The sequence below is a fragment of the Actinokineospora cianjurensis genome (genome assembly GCF_003663795.1).
Classification (GTDB): Bacteria; Actinomycetota; Actinomycetes; order Mycobacteriales; family Pseudonocardiaceae; genus Actinokineospora; species Actinokineospora terrae.
In genome coordinates, this window is sequence record NZ_RCDD01000001.1 from 2878102 (window position 1) to 2895382 (window position 17281).

Consider the following 17281-nt stretch of genomic DNA (forward strand, 5'->3'; position numbering starts at 1 on the left):
CCCTCGATAGTGTGAGTCCAGCTCACGCAGAGAGGAATCACTACATGTCCGCCACGACGTACCTGGAGCTGTCCGAGACGGGGGGCGGCGCGCACAAGTTCTACGAGGTGCGCGTCGTGGACACCGAGGTCACCATCACCTACGGGCGGATCGGGGAGCAGGGGCAGGTCAGGACGGCGTCGTTCGCCGACCACGGCAAGGCGCTCAAGGCGGCCGAGAAGAAGATCGGCGAGAAGGTGCGCAAGGGGTACGCGCCCGCGGTCAAGGGGGAGCGGGGGCGCAGGCCGGTGAGCAGGCGCGAGATCGTCAGCACCCGCTCGACCGCCCGCCAGGCGCCGGTGCTGTGGCGGTTCACCTCCGGCGCGCCAGCGTTCGGGATCTTCGTCGGTGAGGACCAAGCCTGGGTGGGCAACGAGAACGGCGACGTCTACACCCTCACCCACGACGGCCGCGTCACCGGCCGGTTCGGACTCCCGGACGCGGTCAAGTGCATCGTCGCCGACGACTTCTGGATCTACGCCGGGTGCGACGACGGCAACGTCTACGACCTGGGCGCGAAGGTTCCCCGGGTGGCCTACGAGATCGCCGACGACGTCGACATCTACTGGCTCGACATCCACGACGGCGTGCTCGGGGTGTCCGACCGGCACGGTGGCGTGACCGTCGTCGACCACGAGGACGAGTTCCAGTGGTCGCGGCCGAGCTCCGGCGACAGCGCGTGGATGGTCCGCAACGCCGCGCAAGGCGTATACCACGGGCATTCCCGCGGCGTGACGCACTACTCCGGGCGCGGCGAGCAGGTGTGGCACGCGGACACGACCGGCAGCGTCCTGTTCGGGTGGCAAGAGCGCGCCGAGGTGTTCGCGGGCACCAGCCGCGGCTGGGTGCACCGCTTCGCCAAGGCCGACGGCAAGGTCACCGGCAACTACCGCTGCGACGCCGCCGTGTTCTCCTGCGCCACCTCACCCGACGGCGAGTTCGTCTTCGCGGGCGACAACCAGTCCTCTGTGTACTGCTTCGCCGCCGACGGCACGCGCCTGTGGAAACTGGGCACCGACTGCGGTTCGGCGTACTCCATGCAGTACCGCGACGAACGCCTGTACCTGGTGACCACCGACGGCTCACTGGCCTGTGTGGACGCCAGCGCGGCCGCCGTCCACGCCGCCGAACAGGGCACGCTGCCCGAACGCCAGGACATCAAGGCAGGCCACGTCGACCGGGTCGAGGCCACCGCCGAGGTCGAGGTCGTCACCCACGTCACCCCCGCCGACGGCGTCATCGTCGAATGCGTCCAGTCCGGCGGCCGAGTCCGCGTCCACGTCCGCACCGACGGCTACAACCCCACCTGGGGCGTCCAGTTCCCCAAGAACATCAGGATCCCCGGCGCCCGCTACGTCGTCTCCGAAGTCCTCACCTCGGCCAACGGCTCCTTCTACCGAGCCCGCGGCGAGATCAAGCGCATCAACTGACCCGCCCCCTCGCGTCGCCCTGGTCCCGCAAGACCGGGGCGAGCTCGCCCTCCGGGCGTGGTCGCGGCTTGATCATCTGGGTATGGTCGGCGCATGGGGGCTGTGGGATCGAGGAGTCTTGGCCTGTTCCTGGCCATGCTGGCGGTGGTGGTGGCCGCGGTGGTTGTCGGTGGGTGGCTTGTTTTTCGGACGGCCGCGCAGGCGTTGTTCCCCGATCACTGCGACCAAGCCGACGAACGGACGGCCGCGCGGCTCGAGCGCGAGGACGTCCTCGCGCTCGAGCCGCCTGGCGTGGAAGCGCAGCCGCGGTTCACCAAGATGCCGTGCCAGGACGATGACAACGTCGGCGCTGTCGGGCACGACTTCCGCGGGGAGTACGCGGAAACCGAGACCTTCTACAAGCAGGCATTCGCCGAGCGTGGATGGCAGTTGCGGGTGGAGGAGGCCGTGCCGTCCGGGAGCGGCGATGTCGGGTTCTGCTTCGAGCACCCGGACTTCACCAACACCACCGCCGTGGTCCGGTTCTCCGCCGCGATCCCGCACCAGTACACGGTGATGTTCCGCTTCCGCTCGGTGGAGTACACCTGCGCACTGACCTAGGTCCGATGTGGACGGACGGGGAGCAGTGGGCCGGGGTGGCGGGCGGCGAGGGCGGCGGCGCGGACGATGGATTCCTTGGCCAGGGCGGCGGTTCGGCCGGTGCGGGCCCTGGGGCGCGGGGTGTCGTCGGGGTTGAGGGGTTGGAGCAGGGCGTCGCGGCGGCCGAGGCTGAGGCACTGGGCCACGTAGGAGAAGTCCAACGCACCAGGGGTTCGGTCGGTGACGCGGGCGGTGAGGTTGGCGGCGACGTGTTGGCCCGAGGGTAGGGCGGTGGCGCAGGCCATCCGGAGGTTGCCGGGGAGGGCGGTCGCGTCGCCCGCGGCGTAGACGGTGTCGTGGCTCTGGGAGCGCAGGGTGTCGTCGACCAGGACGCGGCCCTGGTTGTCGACGGCGAGTCCGGCGTCGCGGGCGAGGGTGGGGACGGTGAAGCCGGTCGACCAGATGGTGGCCTCGCCCGGCAGGTGGGCGCCGGTGGCGAGGGTGACGCCGCCCGGGTCGGTCTCGACGGCCTTGGTCTCGTGGACCTCGACGCCCATGCGCCCCAGGACGGCGCGGAGGTGGTCGCGGCCCCGCGGTGAGAGCCAGGCGCCCAGTTCCTCGCCGGTGACGAGCCGGACCACCAGGTCACGCCGCGCCTCGGCCAGCTCGGTGGCCACCTCGATCCCGGTCGCGCCACCGCCGACCACCGTCACCCCCGCGCCGTCCGACAGCTCCGCGAGCCGCGCACGGGTCACTTCCGTGTCGTGCGCGCCGGACACGGTCAACGCGTGCTCATGGACAACGCCCGTGCTGCCCGCTGCGTAGACGAGGAAGTCGTAGTCCAGTTCCCGGGTCCCTACGAGCAAACGGCGCGAGTCAGGCTCCAGCGCTGTCGCCGCCCCTAGGACGAACGAGATGCCCCGCTTCTCCAACATCGCGCGCAAGTCGACCTGCTTGCTTGCCTTACCTACCGCGACCTGGTGTAGCCGCACGCGTTCGACGAACAACGGGCTGGGGTTGACGACAGTCACCTCGACCCGCCGCCCCAGCGTCCGAGCCACCCGCCCGGCCGCCGACAGCCCCGCGTACCCCGCCCCGACCACCACGATCCGCTGTGCCATGGTCCTGCTCCTCTCGGTTCGCGACTTGAACCGGGCAGCGGGCCGATTGCTGACAGGACCTGGTGGTGACCCCGGTCACGCGGCGCCGATCCGGGCGGCGAAGTGGGCGAGCTTCTCCGGGTTGGCCAGCGCGTGCACCGTGCTGATCCGGTCGTCGACCACCTCGAAGACCACCACGCCCCACAGCGTCCCGTCGACCACCGCGACGATCCCGACCTCGCCGTTGACCTCCCGCAGCGTGACCTCCAGCCCGGGCACCGGCCGCGACATCCACCCGGCCAGGTAGCGCGCGACCCGCGTGGCACCGCGCACCGGGCGCCGCGCCGCGTGGACCTTGCCGCCGCCATCGGCCCACGACACGACGTCGGCGGCCAGCACCTGCTCCAAGCCCGCCAGGTCACCGGTGGCGGCCGCGGCGAGGAACCGGCGGGCGATGACCTCGGCCCGGTCCCGGTCCACCGGCAGCCGCCTGCGCGACTGGTCGAGGTGCGCCCGCGCCCGCCGGTACACCTGCGCGGAGTTCGCCTCGGTCACGTCCAGCACGTCGGCGATCTCCCGGTGGCTGTACCCGAACGCCTCGCGCAGCACGAACACCGCGCGCTCGGTCGGGGTGAGCCGCTCCAGCACCACCAGCAGCGCCAACGACACCGACTCCCGCTGCTCCGCGGACTCCATCGGCCCCAGCGCGCCGCCCTCGGTCAGCACCGGCTCCGGCAGCCACGGCCCGATGTAGCTCTCCCGCCTGGCCCGCGCCGCGGTCAACCGGTTCAGGCACAGGTTCGTGACCACCTTCGCCAACCACGCCCCCGGCGTGACCACCTCGTCGCGGTCCACCCCGTTCCACCGCAGGAACGCGTCCTGCACGACATCCTCTGCCTCGGCCGCCGACCCCAGCAACCGGTACGCCAACGCGAACAACCGCCCCCGCTGCGCCTCGAACCCAGCCACCAGATCGGTCACCCCGCCACCCTACTCCCAGTCCGATGTGGACTGAACGGCCCCGCGCCGCGGCACCCGGGCGGAGTCAGCGGGCGGGATCGGTGCGCCACCAGCGGCGGGAGGCCAGAGCGGCCAGGGCGGCGCCTGCTGCGTTGAGCAGGACGTCGTCCACCGAGGACACGCGGTCCAGTCGGAAGACGTACTGGGCGATCTCGACCAGAGCGGAGCAGCCCGCGCCGAGAGCCAGGACCCGGGGGGCTGACGCCAGGGCGGTGAACCGCATCGGGGCGAAGAAACCCAGGGCGGCGAAGACCAGGAGGTTGCCGCCGATGCCGATCGGGCCCATCGTCACCAGGTCCCGCAGGGGGATCAGGCTCAACCGGCCGGGGACGACGCCCGCCCCGGAGCCGGGCATCAGGGTCAGCCACACCCACGGCACCGTCCCGTAGACCACGCCCACCTCGGCCAGCGACATCCGCCACGCCGACCGGACACCCGCGGCACGCCGTCGCAGCGCCAGCAGCCACGCCACCAGGACGGCCACCGGCACGCCGACCAGCGTCATCAGCACCACGCCGTTCTCCGTGCCCAAGCACCCGTGCCACTGCCCGGCCAAGCACGCGGGCGCGGCCATCAGCAACGGCCCCCGCACGGCGAACGCCGCCCCCGCCAGGCAGACGACCGCCAAGGCGACGAGCACGATCCTGCGCCAGGGCAGCGCTGACACGGGTGGGCTGTGGTTCACACCCCCAGTGAATACGGCGGACCGTTGCCCCGGCGTACGCGCTTCTCGATACGTCCGCGATATGCGGTCAGCGCGCGACGCGGGCCGCGATGCCGTCGAGGAGGAAGTCGAGGCCCGCGTGGAAGGTCTGGTCGGCGTCGAGGTGGGGGCCGTCGTGGACGAGGGCGGACAGGGCGGGGAAGCGGCCGGTGGCGAAGGTCCGGCGCAGGTACGGGCCGAAGGTGGCCTGCCACTGCTCCTTGTCCATGCCGGAGGCCCGCTCGGCGCGGCGTTCGGTGATCTCCCGGCGGACCGCGCCGACCACGTACGCGTTGACCGCCGCGACCGCCGGGACGACGGTGCCCAGGTCGACGCCGTCCATCGCGGACAGCACGGCCTCCGAGGTCGCCAGCGTGTTCGGCCCCAGTTGGGGGCGGCCGCCGATCAGGTCGGCGAACCACTCGTGCCGGTGGGCGGCCTGCCGGGTGGCGTCGGCGAGGGAGCGCAGCACCTCGCGCCAGCCCGCGCCGGTGGGGCGGATCTCGGCGTGGACCGCGTCGACCACCAGGTCGAGCAGTTCCTCCTTGGTGGCGATGTAGCCGTAGAGCCGCATCGGCCCGACGTCCAGGACCGCGGCGACCTTGCGCAGCGACACCGCGTCCAACCCGGCCGCATCGGCCAACTCGATCGCCGCGCGCACGATCCGGTCCCGGCTCAGCGGGGCGGGCACCGGTCGATCCGGCGGCTCCGGCCGCTCCCACACCACCATGCCGTGACCCTACAGCGTCCCGCCTGATACGGTGTATCGACAGGTACGGTGAATCGAGGCAGCCATGACCATCGCCATCGTCGGAGCGGGCCTTGGCGGGCTGGCGCTGGCCCGGGTGCTGCACGTCAAGGGCATCGAGGCCGTCGTCCACGAACGCGAGCAGGCACGGCACGCGCGCGGCCAGGGCGGCATGCTCGACATCCACTCCGGGCAACGAGCGCTGCGCGAGGCCGGTCTGATGGACGAGTTCCACGCGATCGCCCGGGGCGCGGGCCAGGACATGCGACTCCTACAACCGGACGGAACCCTGCTGCTGCAAGAGGACACGCCCGACGACGCCCCACTCCTGCGCCCCGAGGTCGACCGCGCCGACCTGCGCGACATGCTGCTGGACTCGCTGCCGGAACACACGGTCCGCTGGGGGCACGCGTACGAGTCGGCCGACAACGGCGTGCTGCGCTTCGCCAACGGCAGCAGCGCGCGGTACGACCTGCTGGTCGGCGCCGACGGTGCGGGTTCCCGGGTCCGCGCGCTGCTCACCGACGCCCGGCCCGCGCACATCGGCCAGAACGTCGTCGAACTCGGCATCCCCGACATCGACCGCACCCACCCCGACCTCGCGGCGATGGTGGGGCGCGGCAACTACTGGGTGCTCGGCAACGGGATCTCCCTTGGCGCGCAACGCAACGGCGACGGCCGCGTCCGCATCGGCGTCAGCTTCTACAACACCGGCGAGGACTGGTTCACCACCAGCGGCATCCCGCTCGACGACCCGGCCGCCACCCGGGCGCGGCTGATCGACCTGCTCGCGGACTGGGACCCGCGCATCACCGCGCTCATCACCGCCTGCGACGACACGATCGTGCCCCGCGCCATCACCACCCTCCCCGTCGGCCTGACCTGGCCGCAGGCGCCGGACACCACCCTGCTCGGCGACGCCGCCCACCTCATGCCCCCGGTCGGCGAGGGCGCCAACATGGCCCTGCTCGACGGCGCCCTCCTCGCCACCGCCCTGGCCGCCCACCCCGACGACTTCCCCACCGCCATCGGGGAATACGAACGCGAGATGTTCGACCGCACCAGCACCGCCGCCCGGATGTCCGCGGACATGCAGGAACTCCTCATGTCCCCCAACGCCGCCCAACGAATGCTCGACTTCTTCCAACCCGGCTGAGGGCACTCGATCCCGCCCACTCCCACAGGATCTCCGGGCTCAGGTCCTCGATCGCCCGCAGCACCGGCGGTTCAGGGGTACCCGCGGGCACGTACCGGTCGCCCCGCCACTCGGTGAGCCCTCGATCTCCACGAACGGCCCTCGGCCGATCCGCGCCTCCCGGGCCGATGCGGTGTTGCCGGGGTGGGGGTTGTGGGGGTGGAGCATGATGTATCCCCTTGTGCGACTCGCGGTGGGGTGTGGTTGGTGGGTGGGGTCGAGGTCAGCTGGGTGTTGACCGGGTGGGCCACGGTGGTTCGGGTGGCGGGGGATGTCGGGGCCGTTGATGTGGCGGGGGTCGGGGCGGAGTTGCGGGCCGCGTGGGCCGGGGCGGTGGCGGGTGGGGTGGTGGTGCTCGACCTGCGTGATGTCGCCCTGTTGTCGTCGCACGGGGCCAGGTTGGTGAACCGGTTCGTGGCGGGGTGCGCGCGGGGGCGGGTGCGGGTGTGCCTGGTGCTCGACCCCGGTGGGGCGGCTTATCGGGTGTTGCGGATCACCGGGGTGAGCGAGCGGGTGCCGGTGTTCGCCGATCCCGAGGCTGCGGGGGCGGCGGTGGGCCGAGTGGTCAGCGGTCGGTGACGGCGCGGGCTCGGCAGTCGGAGCCCGCACGGGCGGGCTCGGCGTCGGCGGGCCGGGAGTTCGTGGCGGGTCCGGGGCTCAGCGATCGGTGTCGGGGGTCTCGTCCGCCTGCTTGACGTAGGTCGGGTGCAGGTGGACCGGGGTGGCGGCGCGTTTGGCCTTGGCGCGCAGGTTGAGGAACTCGACGAAGATGGAGAAGGCGATCGGGCCGTACACGTAGCCCTTGGGGATGTGCTGGTCGAAGCCCTCGGCGATGAGGCTGCCGCCGATGAGGAGCAGGAACGACAGGGCGAGCATCTTGACCGTGGGGTGCCGGTTGACGAACTCGCTGATCGCCCGCGCCGAGAACAGCATGATCACCATCGCCACCACCACGGCCGCGACCATGATGCCCAACTCGTCCACCATGCCGACCGCGGTGATCACCGAGTCGAGTGAGAACACCACGTCCAGCACCAGGATCTGGCCGATCACCGAGGCGAACGACGCCGCCTTGCGGGTGTTCGCGTGCTCGGCGCCCTCCAGTTGCTCGTGGATCTCGAAGGTCGCCTTGCCCAGCAGGAACAGCCCGCCGAGCAGCAGGATCAGGTCGCGGCCGGAGATCTCCTGGCCGAGCGCGGTGAACAGCGGCGCGGTCAGCCCGACCACCCAGGACAGCGACGCCAGCAGCAGCAGCCGGGTGATCAGCGCCAGCGACAGGCCCACCACCCTGGCCCGCTGCTGCTGGGCGGCGGGCAGCCGACCGGCCAGGATCGAGATGAACACGATGTTGTCGATCCCCAGCACCACCTCCAGCAGCAGCAGCGTGCCGAAGGCGATCCAGAGTTCGGGGCTGAGCATCCAGTCCATGGGTCGATTGTCCTCTAATGGGGGATTCTAGGCACCCCGCTCATACCCGCGTGGCCACGTTTTCACCCATCGGTGACAAGACCCGTCGCCCGACCGTGGCCAGCAGCAGCGCGCCCGCCATCAGCGCGGCCCCGGTCGCGAACGTGGTGTGCAGCGCGTCGGCGACGTCCCCCGGCGTGGCACCGGTGATGTCGGAGGTCCCGGCGGCGGTGGTGAACACCCAGCCCATCGCCGCCGTGCCCAGGATCAGCCCCACCTGCCGCGACAGCGCGAGCATCCCGGCGATCGCCCCCCGGCCCGCGGCGGGCGCGGTGGCGACGACCTCGGTGCTGTTGGCCGCCTGGAACTGGGCGAAGCTCCCGGTGATGACCACGATCGGGATGACGTACCCGGGCACCCCGAGGCTCTCCGGCAGCGTCGCCAGCGCCAGGCACCCGGCGGCCATCCCGCCGAGCCCGAGCGCGGTGGTGCGGCGGGTGCCGAGCCGGTCGACGACCCGGCCCGCGGGCAGCCCGCCCAGGGCCGCGACCACCGGGCCTGCCGCCATGACCGCCCCGACCACGGCGGCGTCGAGCCCGAGCGCCCCGGTCAGGTAGAACGGCCCGACCACCAGGGTCGACATCAGGACGGTGGTCGCGATCGCGCTCAGCAGCAGGTTCGTCGCCCTGGCGCGGTCGCGCAGCACCGCCACGCTGAGTCGGGCGCGCGGGGCCTTGGGCGCGTCGGGCAGGTACCGGTAGGCGAGCACGAAGGCCGCGGCGCTCAGCGGGACGGTCAGCAGGAAGATCGCCTCCCAGCCGAACGCCGTGATCAGCGCCCCGCCGACCGGCGGCCCCAGGGCCGTCCCGACCGCCGACACCGTGCCGAGCAGGCCCATCGCGGTGCCGATCCGCTCCCTGGGCACCGCCTCGCCGACGAACGCCACCGTCAGCGCCATCATGATCGCCGCGCCGACGCCCTGCCCGGCCCTGGCCGCGACCAGTGCGCCGAGCGTGGGGGCCGCCGCGCAGGCCGCCGACATCACCCCGAACAGCGCGATGCCGATCAGGAACAGCCGCTTGCGCCCGGTGGTGTCCCCGACGTGCCCGGCGACGACGGTCAGCGCCGTGACGGCAACCAGGTACGCCAGCACCACCCACTGGACCTGGGCGAACGTCGCGTCGAAGGCCACTGCCAGCGTGGGCGCCGCGACGCTGGCGATGCTGGTGCTCAGCGACGGCACCAGCATGGCGAGGGTGAGAGCGGCGAGCGCCGCGCGCTTGGTCATGGCCACAGCGTGTGCTTGACCGGCAAAATCAGCCAAGTACTCTTGCCGGTATGGCAAACGACGACGAGGCCGTGCTCTCCGCTGTCGGACCCCGCCTGCGCGCGCTGCGCAAGACCAGGGGCACCACGCTCACCCAGCTCGCCGAGACCACCGGCATCTCGGTGAGCACCCTGTCGCGGCTGGAGTCCGGCGAGCGCAAGCCGAACCTGGAACTGCTGCTCCCGCTGGCCCGCGCCTACCAGGTGCCGCTCGACGACCTCGTCGGCGCGCCCGCCGTCGGCGACCCGAGGGTGCGCCTCAAGCCGATCCGGCACGCGGGCGCGACGATCGTGCCGCTGACCCAGCACCCCGGCGGGCCGCAGGCGTTCAAGATGGTCATCCCGGTGACCCGCCGCGACCCGGACCCGCGCACGCACACCGGCTACGAGTGGCTCTACGTGCTCAGCGGCAAGCTGCGCCTGGTCCTCGCCGAGCACGACGTCGTGCTCAAGGCGGGGGAGGCCGCCGAGTTCGACACCAAGCTGCCGCACTGGTTCGGCAGCACCGGCGAGGCCCCGGTCGAGGTCCTCAGCCTGTTCGGGCCGCAGGGCGAGCGCATGCACGTCCGCGCGAGGCCCAAGGGGGAGTAGCGCGCTCTACAGTGGACCCATGACCGACACCCCGTGGGAACCACCCCTGGCGGGCACCGAGGCCGAACACCTCGTCGGTGCCCTCGACCGGCTGCGCGCGACGTTGCGCTGGAAGGCCGACGGCCTCGACGCCGAGGGCCTGTCCGCCAGGGTCGGCGCCTCCGAGTTGACCATCGGCACCCTGCTGCGCCACCTCGCGGTGGTCGAGGACCACATCTTCTCCGTCCGCCTCTCCGGCGACCCGTGGGACGGCGACCCGCACTGGGGCTTCGGCCCCACCGACGCGACCCCCGAGCAGCACTACGCGATCTGGGACGCGGCAGTGGAACGCTCCCGTGCGCGCCTGGCTGCCGCGCTGGCGAACGGTGGACTCGACCAGGCCGCGCACCTGAGCGACGGCCAGGGCAACCACGTCAGCCTCCGCCGGTTGGTCTGCGACCTCGTCGAGGAGTACGGCCGCCACACCGGGCACGCCGACCTGCTGCGCGAGGCGGTCGACGGCCGCGTCGGCGAGGACCCGCCGCCCGGCTGGCGCCCGGTCTCCTGATCCCGTTGCCACGCAAGGGGAAACGGCCCCCAGCGTGCCGCCGGAGGCCGTCCCTCGGTGGATCAGTCGTCGGCCGTCGCGGTGCCCGCCACAATGGCGCCGACGCACACCCCGATGGCCGCACCGGTCTTGGCCGTGGTGGCGAACTCCATGGCCGCACCGATCTTGACCCCGGCTGCCCGGCCGGTGCCCTCCTCGGTGTTCCGCTCGCCGACCTTCCCGGCGATGTCCTTCTCCCCTGTCTGGTGTGCCCGCTTGTTCTTGCCCACCCGGTCCGCCTCCCCGACTCGTTTCCCGGACCTTCCCCGTCCGGTGAGCACCACTATCCGGCGTCGCGCGGTCGGTCGGTAGGGGAAACTTCGCACGCTGTACGCAACGTCGTCGACGCGGGTGGCCAGGGGCGCGGCGCCGGGCGCAGGTGCCGCCAGTCGTAGGGCGGGTGGCCCAGCCTGGGGTGTACGCGGTCGTAGACGTTCATCGCCACCCATGCGAGCAGACCCGCGCCGATCACGACCTTGCCCAGCACCGCCCCGACCCCGGCGACCGGGGCCGCCAAGCCCGCCGTGCCCGCGAAGCCCGCCAGGGTCCCGAAACCGGGGTACACGACCAGTTGGTGCCAGACCTTCGTCGGCGAAAACGCTTGCGCCACCGTGTAGTACCCGCGCCGCAGCTCGTCGACCCATTGCCACACGCCGAAACCGAGCCACACCGCCACCGACACCAGCACCGCGGGGAGCGTGCCGAGGAACGCCACCGGCGCCGGGATGCCGTCCGGGGTCAACGCGAAGCCAATGCCGCACGCCACGCACAGCAGGGGATCCCCGTAGACCAGGGCGGTGAACTCCGCGCGGGGGCGGATGATCCGGCGCTCCAGCACCAGGGCCAGCGCGACGTGCCCGCCGGGGGTGATGGCGAACGCCAGCAGGAAGCCGCTGAGCCAGTCCAGGCCGAGCGGCCACGCCGTCACGTGCGGCCCCGGTACCTGCGCGCCGCCCGGGACGCTGAACTGGTTGTGCGGGTGGGTGGCGGGCGTTGGTCCACCAGGGCCTGGACCTCCGCGTCGGCGAAGAACATGGCGTGCTTCACGGCGAACGCGTGCATCGGGGCCAGCAGGTGCTTCTTCGGCGTCTCGGACTCCGGCTCGTGCGCCGCGGACCGCAGCCGCGCCTCGACCGCGCGCATGACCGGGTAGTGGGTGGACAGGAACTTGTCCACCGTCCTCGGGTGGACGTGCGCGGCGATCGCGACCTCGCCGCGCGTCGCGTACCGGGACAGCAGGCGCCAGATCGTGAGGTCGGTCCGGTTGCGCACCAACTGGTCGAGCAGCGTCGGCGTCGCGTGTGGACGGTACCGGTCGGACAGCCGGTCGGTCACCGGCGCCATCCCGGACTCGGTCAACCGGCCGACCAGGGCGCGGATGTGGTCCTGGGTCGCGCTCTTGGACAGCAGCGCCAGCGGCGCGAAGTGCTGGAAGGCGGCCAGCAGCAACAGGGCGCGGTTCTCCTCGCTGTCGGCCGAGTAGACGACCGCGGGCACCCCGGCGCCGGACAGGTGCCGCAGCGCGGTGAGCCCCGTCTCGCTCGACTCGTAGGAGAAGTCGAGGTCGACGAAGGCCAGGTCGAACCGGTGCCCGGTGAGCGCGGTGCCCAGCGCGGCCGGGCTCAGCAGCACCCGCACCTCGTGCCCGCTGCCGTCGAGCGCCCTGGCCACGGTGTTGCCCACCTCCAGGATGTCGTCCACCACCACGATCCGCATCGCCTCAGCGCCCCCCGCGCCGGTCGGTCCCCGGCGGGCTCAGCCGGGTGCCCGCCTCGTGCGACTGGGTCCGCCAGTGCGCGCGGACCAGGGTGCCCGCCCCGGTCACGGTCCACTCGATGTCGCCGCCGAAGAGCACCAGCCGCTGCCGCAACAGCGCCGCGCTCCCGTGCGGCCGGTCCAGGTCCGCGGCGGTGACGCCCGGCCCGTCGTCGCGCACGGTGAGCACCACCTCGTCCGCGTCCGCCCGGCACGCCAGCTCCACCGACCCCGCACCGGCGTTGAGCGCGTTGGTGAGCAGGTCCGGCAGCACCCGCCTGGCGATCTGCGCGTCCGCCGGGCCCAGCACCACCGCCCCGCCCTCGGCCAGCACGCACGCCGACCGCCAGTGCGACGGCAGCACCCGCTGCGTGGTGTCCCAGAGGTCGCCGAACTGCCTGCGGCGCTGGTCGCGGTGCACGTCGAGCACGTCCCTGCGCATCTCCTCGACCCGCATCAGCACCTCGCGGGCCAGGCTGCGCACCTCGGCGAGCACGGGCGCGGGCTCGTCGACGTAGCGCTGCAGCAGCCCGGCCGAGTTCTTCACCCGGCTGTGCAGGTCGACGGCGATCTCCTGGCGGTTGAGCAGGTGGCTGGTGCCCGCGTGGCCCACCGAGGCGCGCAGCAGCACGTCGAAGGCGGCCCACACCGGGTAGTAGAGGTACGGGGTCGCGCTCAGCACCAGCCAGGCCGTCGTGGACACCGCGTGCTCGGTGTACGGGGCCGCGCCGACCAGGATGATCGTGCTGAGCACCGGGGCGAAGGTGCGGCGGAACACCCGCATCGCGCGCGGTGGCGGCTGCTCGACGCTGTACCAGCCGGGGTCGATCACGGCCTGCAGCACGGCCTCCCACACGTACAGGACGGCCAGGGTCAGCCCGACCAGCCGCGCCGCGGGCGGCAGCGAGGCCAACGGGAACGGACCGGCGAACAACCACGTCGCCAGCAGCGCCCCAGCCCCCTCGGCCAGGCCGGACGCGTCGACCGTCGCCCGCCCGGAGGTGGAGGTGAGGTGGTCGACGAGTCTGCGCAAGCCGGGGACCTGGCCCAGCGCGGCCAACACCTCCGGCCGCACGTGGGCGAACGCCAGCAGCACCGCGCCGGTCCCCACCAGCAACTGCGCCGCGCCGCGCGCCCGGTCCGCGGGATCCGCCCACAGCAGCGTCACCCACACCCCGGCGAGCAGCCCGGCCCGGATCCAGCACCCCGCCGCCCACAGCGGCGCCGCCGCGCGCACGGCGGTGCTGAACCTGACCTGGGCCTCGTCGAAACCCCGCACAACTCTCCTGATCGTCGACAACCACCGTGGGGTTTCATGGTCGTCATCGATCAGCGGCGGGCGGAAGGGAAAACTTCGCACTCCCGCGCGGCGGCGGGATCAGGACGCGGTGGGGTCAGAGGTACGCGAAGACGTAGCCGAGCCAGATGACGGTGAACACCCCGGTCCCGGTGAGGATCGCGCCGAGCCTGCCCGGCCGCCTGCCGCCGATCAGGTCGAGCACGCCGAAGACGAGGAACACCGCCAGACCGGCGACCAGCACGGTCGTCGCGATCGGGTTCACCGCGAAACCCCAGGCCACGAGCGCGATGACGCCGACGAACAGACCGATCGCCAGCACGGCCACGAGGACCTCGAACACCGCCTCGCCCGCCAGTTCCAGCAGGAACCGGCCGACCTTGGCGATCACCTGCCAGGTGCCGCGCAGCAGCCGCGCCAAGAACCCCGGCTTGCCGTCGGCCTTGCACGCCGCCGCCACCTCGGCCCGCGCTCTGGCGAGCCGCTCCTCTCGATCCACACCCCCAGTATCCCGGTCCACCCAAGATCGTCCTGAGAACGTCCACAGTGGACCGGGTCGGGGGTGTCGGCTAGTCGACCGGCAGGACGTGGTGCAACTGCTGACAACCCTCGATCGGGACGCAGCCCTCGCCCTCGAAGACGATCCGGCTCGGGTCGCTGACCAGGTCGGCCTCCATCGCCAGCTTGAAGCCCGCGATGCTGCCCGCCGCGCGCATGGTCGGGTTCTGCTGGTCGACGGTGTACTGGAACAGCCGGATGCCCACGGCGTAGGCGGTGATCAGCGCGGACACGCCGTCGCCGGTGGAGATGGTCGCCTCGATCCGGAAGGCGCCCATGAAGGTGAAGCTGTGGTCCTGGGTGTTGCGGGCGGACGGGTGGATCCCGGTCTCGGGCAGCCCGCTCGCGGACAGGGTCAACGCGGCCTCGGCGGGGGAGAGGTGAGTGGCCGACATGGTTCCTCCTGCGCTGGATGTCTGGATGTCTGGATAGCTAGCCGGATTGCTGGATAGCTGGATGGTGGGTCCCCCGACCGACGAAATCCGTCACACCGAGTCTCACCATTCGGCTGAGTTCCCTCAACGGTGTTCCCCCGCCGGTGCGGCCATCGCCCGCCTGTGGGTGACGCGCGAGCACGTCGTTGCTGGTCTGCGGCACCGAAATCGTCCACAATGCACTCGTCCGGGGACCTCCGGCGGCTCCGGGGCCGGTTCCGGTGGGTGTACGGGCGCGGGCGGGCGGTGGTGCCCCGGTGGTGTGCGATCGTGGTGCGAGGAGTCCCCGGCCGTAGCGGAGGTGTCGTGCACCTGGTGATCGTCGACGACGAGGCGGCCGTGCGGGACTCGCTGTCGCGGACCCTGCGGTTCGAGGGCTACACCGTCGCCACGGCGGCCGACGGGGCGGCCGCGCTCGCGCTGGTCCGCGCCGAGCGGCCCGACGGCGTGCTGCTCGACGTCACCATGCCGGTGCTCGACGGCCTCGACACCTGCCGGGTGCTGCGCGCCGAGGGCAACTTCGTGCCGATCCTGATGCTGACCGCGCGCACCGGCGTCGACGACCGGGTGGCCGGGCTGGAGGCGGGGGCCGACGACTACCTGGTCAAGCCGTTCGCGTTGCAGGAACTGCTGGCCAGGGTGCGCGCGCTGCTGCGCAGGACCGAGTACAACGCCACCGTCGACCCCGCGCTGCGCTTCGCCGACGTCGTGCTCGACCCGGCCACCCGCGAGGTCACCAGGGGCGGCAGGCCGCTGCGGCTGACCAGGACCGAGTTCGCGATCCTGGAGACGTTCCTGCGCCACCCGCGCATCGTGCTGACCAGGACGCTGATGTTCGAGCAGGTCTGGGGCTACGACTTCGGCGCCGCCTCCAACGGGCTCGACGTGTACGTCGGCTACCTGCGCCGCAAGCTGGAGGCGGCGGGGGAGCCGCGGCTGCTGCACACCGTGCGCGGCGTCGGCTACGTCCTGCGGGAGGAGCCGCTGTGACCCTGTCGCTGCGGTCGCGGCTGACCGCGCTCGCCGTCGGGGCCGTCGCCGTCGCCGTGCTCGGGGTCGCGCTGACCTCGTGGTTGCTGGTGCGCGGCAAGCTGAACCGGGACTTCGACGACCGGCTCCAGTCCGCGGCCAGGGTCGCGTCCGCCACCACGTCCCCGGCGGACGCCATCACCGTGCTGCTCGAAGACCGCGGCCGTGGACCGCGCCGCGGCCCGTCCACACTGATCGTGCAGTTCGTGGACCGCGCGGGGCAGATCAGAGGTGCCAGCGGCGGGCCTACCTTTCCGGTCAGCGCCCGCGCCGCTCAGGTCGCCGCCGGGATGCTGCCCCGGGTCACCGAAGAGGTCGTGATCTCCGATGACCCCTACCGGGTCCTGACCGTCGCCAGGCAGGGCGGTGCGGCCCAGGTCGCGATGGACGCCGAGGAGGTCGAGAACACCCTCGCCGAACTCGGGCTGTGGCACGGGATCGTCGGGCTGGTGGGGGTCGCGCTCGCGGCCATCGCCGGCTGGCTGGTCGCCCGCACCGCGCTGCGCCCGGTCGACGCGCTCACCGCCGCGGCCGAGGAGGTGGCCAGGACCCAGGACCTCTCCGCGGGCATCACCGTCCGCGGCACCGACGAGATCGCCCGCCTCGGGTCCGCGATCAACGCCATGCTCGCCGCCCTCGGCACCTCCCGCGACGCCCAGCGCCGCCTCGCCCAGGACGCCGGGCACGAGCTGCGCACCCCGCTGACCAGCCTGCGCACCAACGTCGAACTGCTCATCCACGCCGCCGAACACACCCGCGACCTGCCCGCGGACGACCGCGCCCGGCTGCTGGCCGACCTGCGCTCCCAGACCGAGGAACTCACCACCCTCATCGGCGAGCTGGTCGACCTGTCCACCGGCGACCGCTCCCCGGAGGTGGAGGAGCCCCTCGACCTCGCCGACGTGGTCGGACCGGCGGTGGAACGCGCCAGGGCAAGGGCGCCGAAGGTGCGGTACGTGACCGAGTTCGCGCCCGCGCCGGTGCTCGCCCGACCGGTGTCGCTGGAGCGCGCGGTGCTCAACCTGCTGGACAACGCGGCCAAGTGGAGCCGGGACGGCGCTGTCATCACCGCCCGCGTGTCCAATGACGGCTGGTGGGCCAGGGTGGACGTCGACGACCAGGGGCCCGGGATCGCCGAGGCCGACCTGCCGCACGTGTTCGAACGCTTCTACCGGGCCGCCGCGGCCAAGTCGTTGCCCGGCTCCGGGCTCGGACTGGCCATCGTCGCCCAGGTCGCGGCCCAGCACGGCGGCAGGGCGGTGGCCGGTCCGGCGCCGGGCGGTGGCGCCCGGGTCTCGATCCTGCTGCCACTGGCCGACGTTTCTTAACGAAGCGCGACCGGGTTCTCATCGTCGTCTCATGAAGCGGCGTCAATGTCTGTGGTGTGCTGACCACCAGCCTGTCCGTCCGTTGTGGACGTGACCCCGGCCACGTCGTCGCCGACCAGCAGGAGATCCGCTTGACCGCACCCGAAAGGCACCGCC

Annotated in this window: 20 protein-coding genes; 8 read left to right on the forward strand and 12 right to left on the reverse strand. The window is 72.4% G+C overall.

Annotation, left to right across the window (positions count from 1 at the left end):
- Nucleotides 1-44 precede the first annotated feature (44 nt).
- Nucleotides 45-1469 (forward strand): WGR domain-containing protein, encoded by a 1425-nt coding sequence (locus tag CLV68_RS12825; RefSeq protein ID WP_121390554.1) that lies wholly within the window; start codon nt 45-47, stop codon nt 1467-1469.
- 93 nt (nt 1470-1562) lie between these two features.
- Nucleotides 1563-2069: a hypothetical protein gene (locus tag CLV68_RS12830; protein ID WP_147459970.1), complete on the forward strand. Its 507-nt coding sequence runs from the start codon at nt 1563-1565 to the stop codon at nt 2067-2069.
- Here CLV68_RS12830 and CLV68_RS12835 read toward each other — a convergent pair.
- The 4 genes from CLV68_RS12835 to CLV68_RS12850 all read right to left on the reverse strand — a co-directional run bounded on the left by CLV68_RS12835 (nt 2066) and on the right by CLV68_RS12850 (nt 5601).
- On the reverse strand, nt 2066-3169 hold the full coding sequence (locus CLV68_RS12835; protein WP_121390556.1) for an NAD(P)/FAD-dependent oxidoreductase: 1104 nt from the start codon (nt 3167-3169) through the stop codon (nt 2066-2068). The genes CLV68_RS12830 and CLV68_RS12835 overlap by 4 nt on opposite strands.
- A gap of 75 nt (nt 3170-3244) precedes the next feature.
- Nucleotides 3245-4129 (reverse strand): RNA polymerase sigma-70 factor, encoded by an 885-nt coding sequence (locus CLV68_RS12840; RefSeq protein ID WP_121390557.1) that lies wholly within the window; start codon nt 4127-4129, stop codon nt 3245-3247.
- A gap of 64 nt (nt 4130-4193) precedes the next feature.
- Nucleotides 4194-4835 carry a VanZ family protein gene (locus tag CLV68_RS12845; RefSeq protein WP_246009788.1) on the reverse strand — a complete coding sequence of 214 codons (642 nt, stop codon included), beginning with the start codon at nt 4833-4835 and terminating at the stop codon, nt 4194-4196.
- 85 nt (nt 4836-4920) lie between these two features.
- Complete coding sequence (locus CLV68_RS12850; RefSeq protein ID WP_121390558.1) at nt 4921-5601, reverse strand: TetR/AcrR family transcriptional regulator; 681 nt, start codon at nt 5599-5601, stop codon at nt 4921-4923.
- Between the two features lie 64 nt (nt 5602-5665).
- On the opposite strand from CLV68_RS12850, the gene CLV68_RS12855 reads away from it, so the two are divergent.
- Nucleotides 5666-6775: an FAD-dependent oxidoreductase gene (locus tag CLV68_RS12855; RefSeq protein ID WP_121390559.1), complete on the forward strand. Its 1110-nt coding sequence runs from the start codon at nt 5666-5668 to the stop codon at nt 6773-6775.
- A gap of 246 nt (nt 6776-7021) precedes the next feature.
- Entirely contained in the window at nt 7022-7393 is a 372-nt protein-coding gene (locus CLV68_RS33870; RefSeq protein ID WP_170224003.1) for an STAS domain-containing protein, read from the forward strand.
- Nucleotides 7394-7471: 78 nt separating this feature from the next.
- Here CLV68_RS33870 and CLV68_RS12865 read toward each other — a convergent pair whose 3' ends face one another.
- Together CLV68_RS12865 and CLV68_RS12870 are read right to left on the reverse strand one after the other, a co-directional pair.
- Nucleotides 7472-8242, reverse strand: coding sequence for a TerC family protein (locus CLV68_RS12865; RefSeq protein WP_121390561.1), 771 nt, complete (start codon nt 8240-8242; stop codon nt 7472-7474).
- A gap of 40 nt (nt 8243-8282) precedes the next feature.
- The gene (locus CLV68_RS12870; RefSeq protein WP_121391157.1) at nt 8283-9509 is read right to left on the reverse strand and encodes an MFS transporter; all 1227 of its coding nucleotides are present in this window, start codon (nt 9507-9509) and stop codon (nt 8283-8285) included.
- A gap of 50 nt (nt 9510-9559) precedes the next feature.
- Here CLV68_RS12870 and CLV68_RS12875 point away from each other — a divergent pair, with 50 nt between their 5' ends.
- Together CLV68_RS12875 and CLV68_RS12880 are read left to right on the forward strand one after the other, a co-directional pair.
- Nucleotides 9560-10138, forward strand: coding sequence for a helix-turn-helix domain-containing protein (locus CLV68_RS12875; protein ID WP_121390562.1), 579 nt, complete (start codon nt 9560-9562; stop codon nt 10136-10138).
- A gap of 19 nt (nt 10139-10157) precedes the next feature.
- On the forward strand, nt 10158-10685 hold the full coding sequence (locus CLV68_RS12880) for a mycothiol transferase (RefSeq protein WP_121390563.1): 528 nt from the start codon (nt 10158-10160) through the stop codon (nt 10683-10685).
- 62 nt (nt 10686-10747) lie between these two features.
- On the opposite strand, the gene CLV68_RS12885 is transcribed toward CLV68_RS12880, so the two are convergent.
- The 6 genes from CLV68_RS12885 to CLV68_RS12910 form a co-directional block, all read right to left on the reverse strand.
- Nucleotides 10748-10954: a hypothetical protein gene (locus tag CLV68_RS12885; protein ID WP_121390564.1), complete on the reverse strand. Its 207-nt coding sequence runs from the start codon at nt 10952-10954 to the stop codon at nt 10748-10750.
- Nucleotides 10955-11007: 53 nt separating this feature from the next.
- Nucleotides 11008-11652 carry a hypothetical protein gene (locus CLV68_RS12890; RefSeq protein WP_121390565.1) on the reverse strand — a complete coding sequence of 215 codons (645 nt, stop codon included), beginning with the start codon at nt 11650-11652 and terminating at the stop codon, nt 11008-11010.
- Nucleotides 11649-12440 carry a response regulator transcription factor gene (locus tag CLV68_RS12895; RefSeq protein WP_121390566.1) on the reverse strand — a complete coding sequence of 264 codons (792 nt, stop codon included), beginning with the start codon at nt 12438-12440 and terminating at the stop codon, nt 11649-11651. Before CLV68_RS12895 ends, CLV68_RS12890 begins: the two co-directional genes overlap by 4 nt.
- 4 nt (nt 12441-12444) lie before the next feature.
- Nucleotides 12445-13758: an ATP-binding protein gene (locus tag CLV68_RS12900; RefSeq protein ID WP_121390567.1), complete on the reverse strand. Its 1314-nt coding sequence runs from the start codon at nt 13756-13758 to the stop codon at nt 12445-12447.
- Between the two features lie 115 nt (nt 13759-13873).
- On the reverse strand, nt 13874-14275 hold the full coding sequence (locus CLV68_RS12905) for a hypothetical protein (protein WP_121390568.1): 402 nt from the start codon (nt 14273-14275) through the stop codon (nt 13874-13876).
- Between the two features lie 70 nt (nt 14276-14345).
- Nucleotides 14346-14729, reverse strand: coding sequence for a hypothetical protein (locus CLV68_RS12910; RefSeq protein ID WP_092778632.1), 384 nt, complete (start codon nt 14727-14729; stop codon nt 14346-14348).
- A gap of 345 nt (nt 14730-15074) precedes the next feature.
- Between CLV68_RS12910 and CLV68_RS12915 the strand changes: the two genes are divergently transcribed.
- Both CLV68_RS12915 and CLV68_RS12920 read left to right on the forward strand, forming a co-directional pair.
- Nucleotides 15075-15758: a response regulator transcription factor gene (locus tag CLV68_RS12915; RefSeq protein ID WP_121390569.1), complete on the forward strand. Its 684-nt coding sequence runs from the start codon at nt 15075-15077 to the stop codon at nt 15756-15758.
- Nucleotides 15755-17125, forward strand: a complete 1371-nt coding sequence (locus CLV68_RS12920) for a HAMP domain-containing sensor histidine kinase (protein WP_121390570.1) — start codon at nt 15755-15757, stop codon at nt 17123-17125. The genes CLV68_RS12915 and CLV68_RS12920 overlap by 4 nt, the downstream gene beginning before the upstream one ends.
- Nucleotides 17126-17281 lie beyond the last annotated feature (156 nt).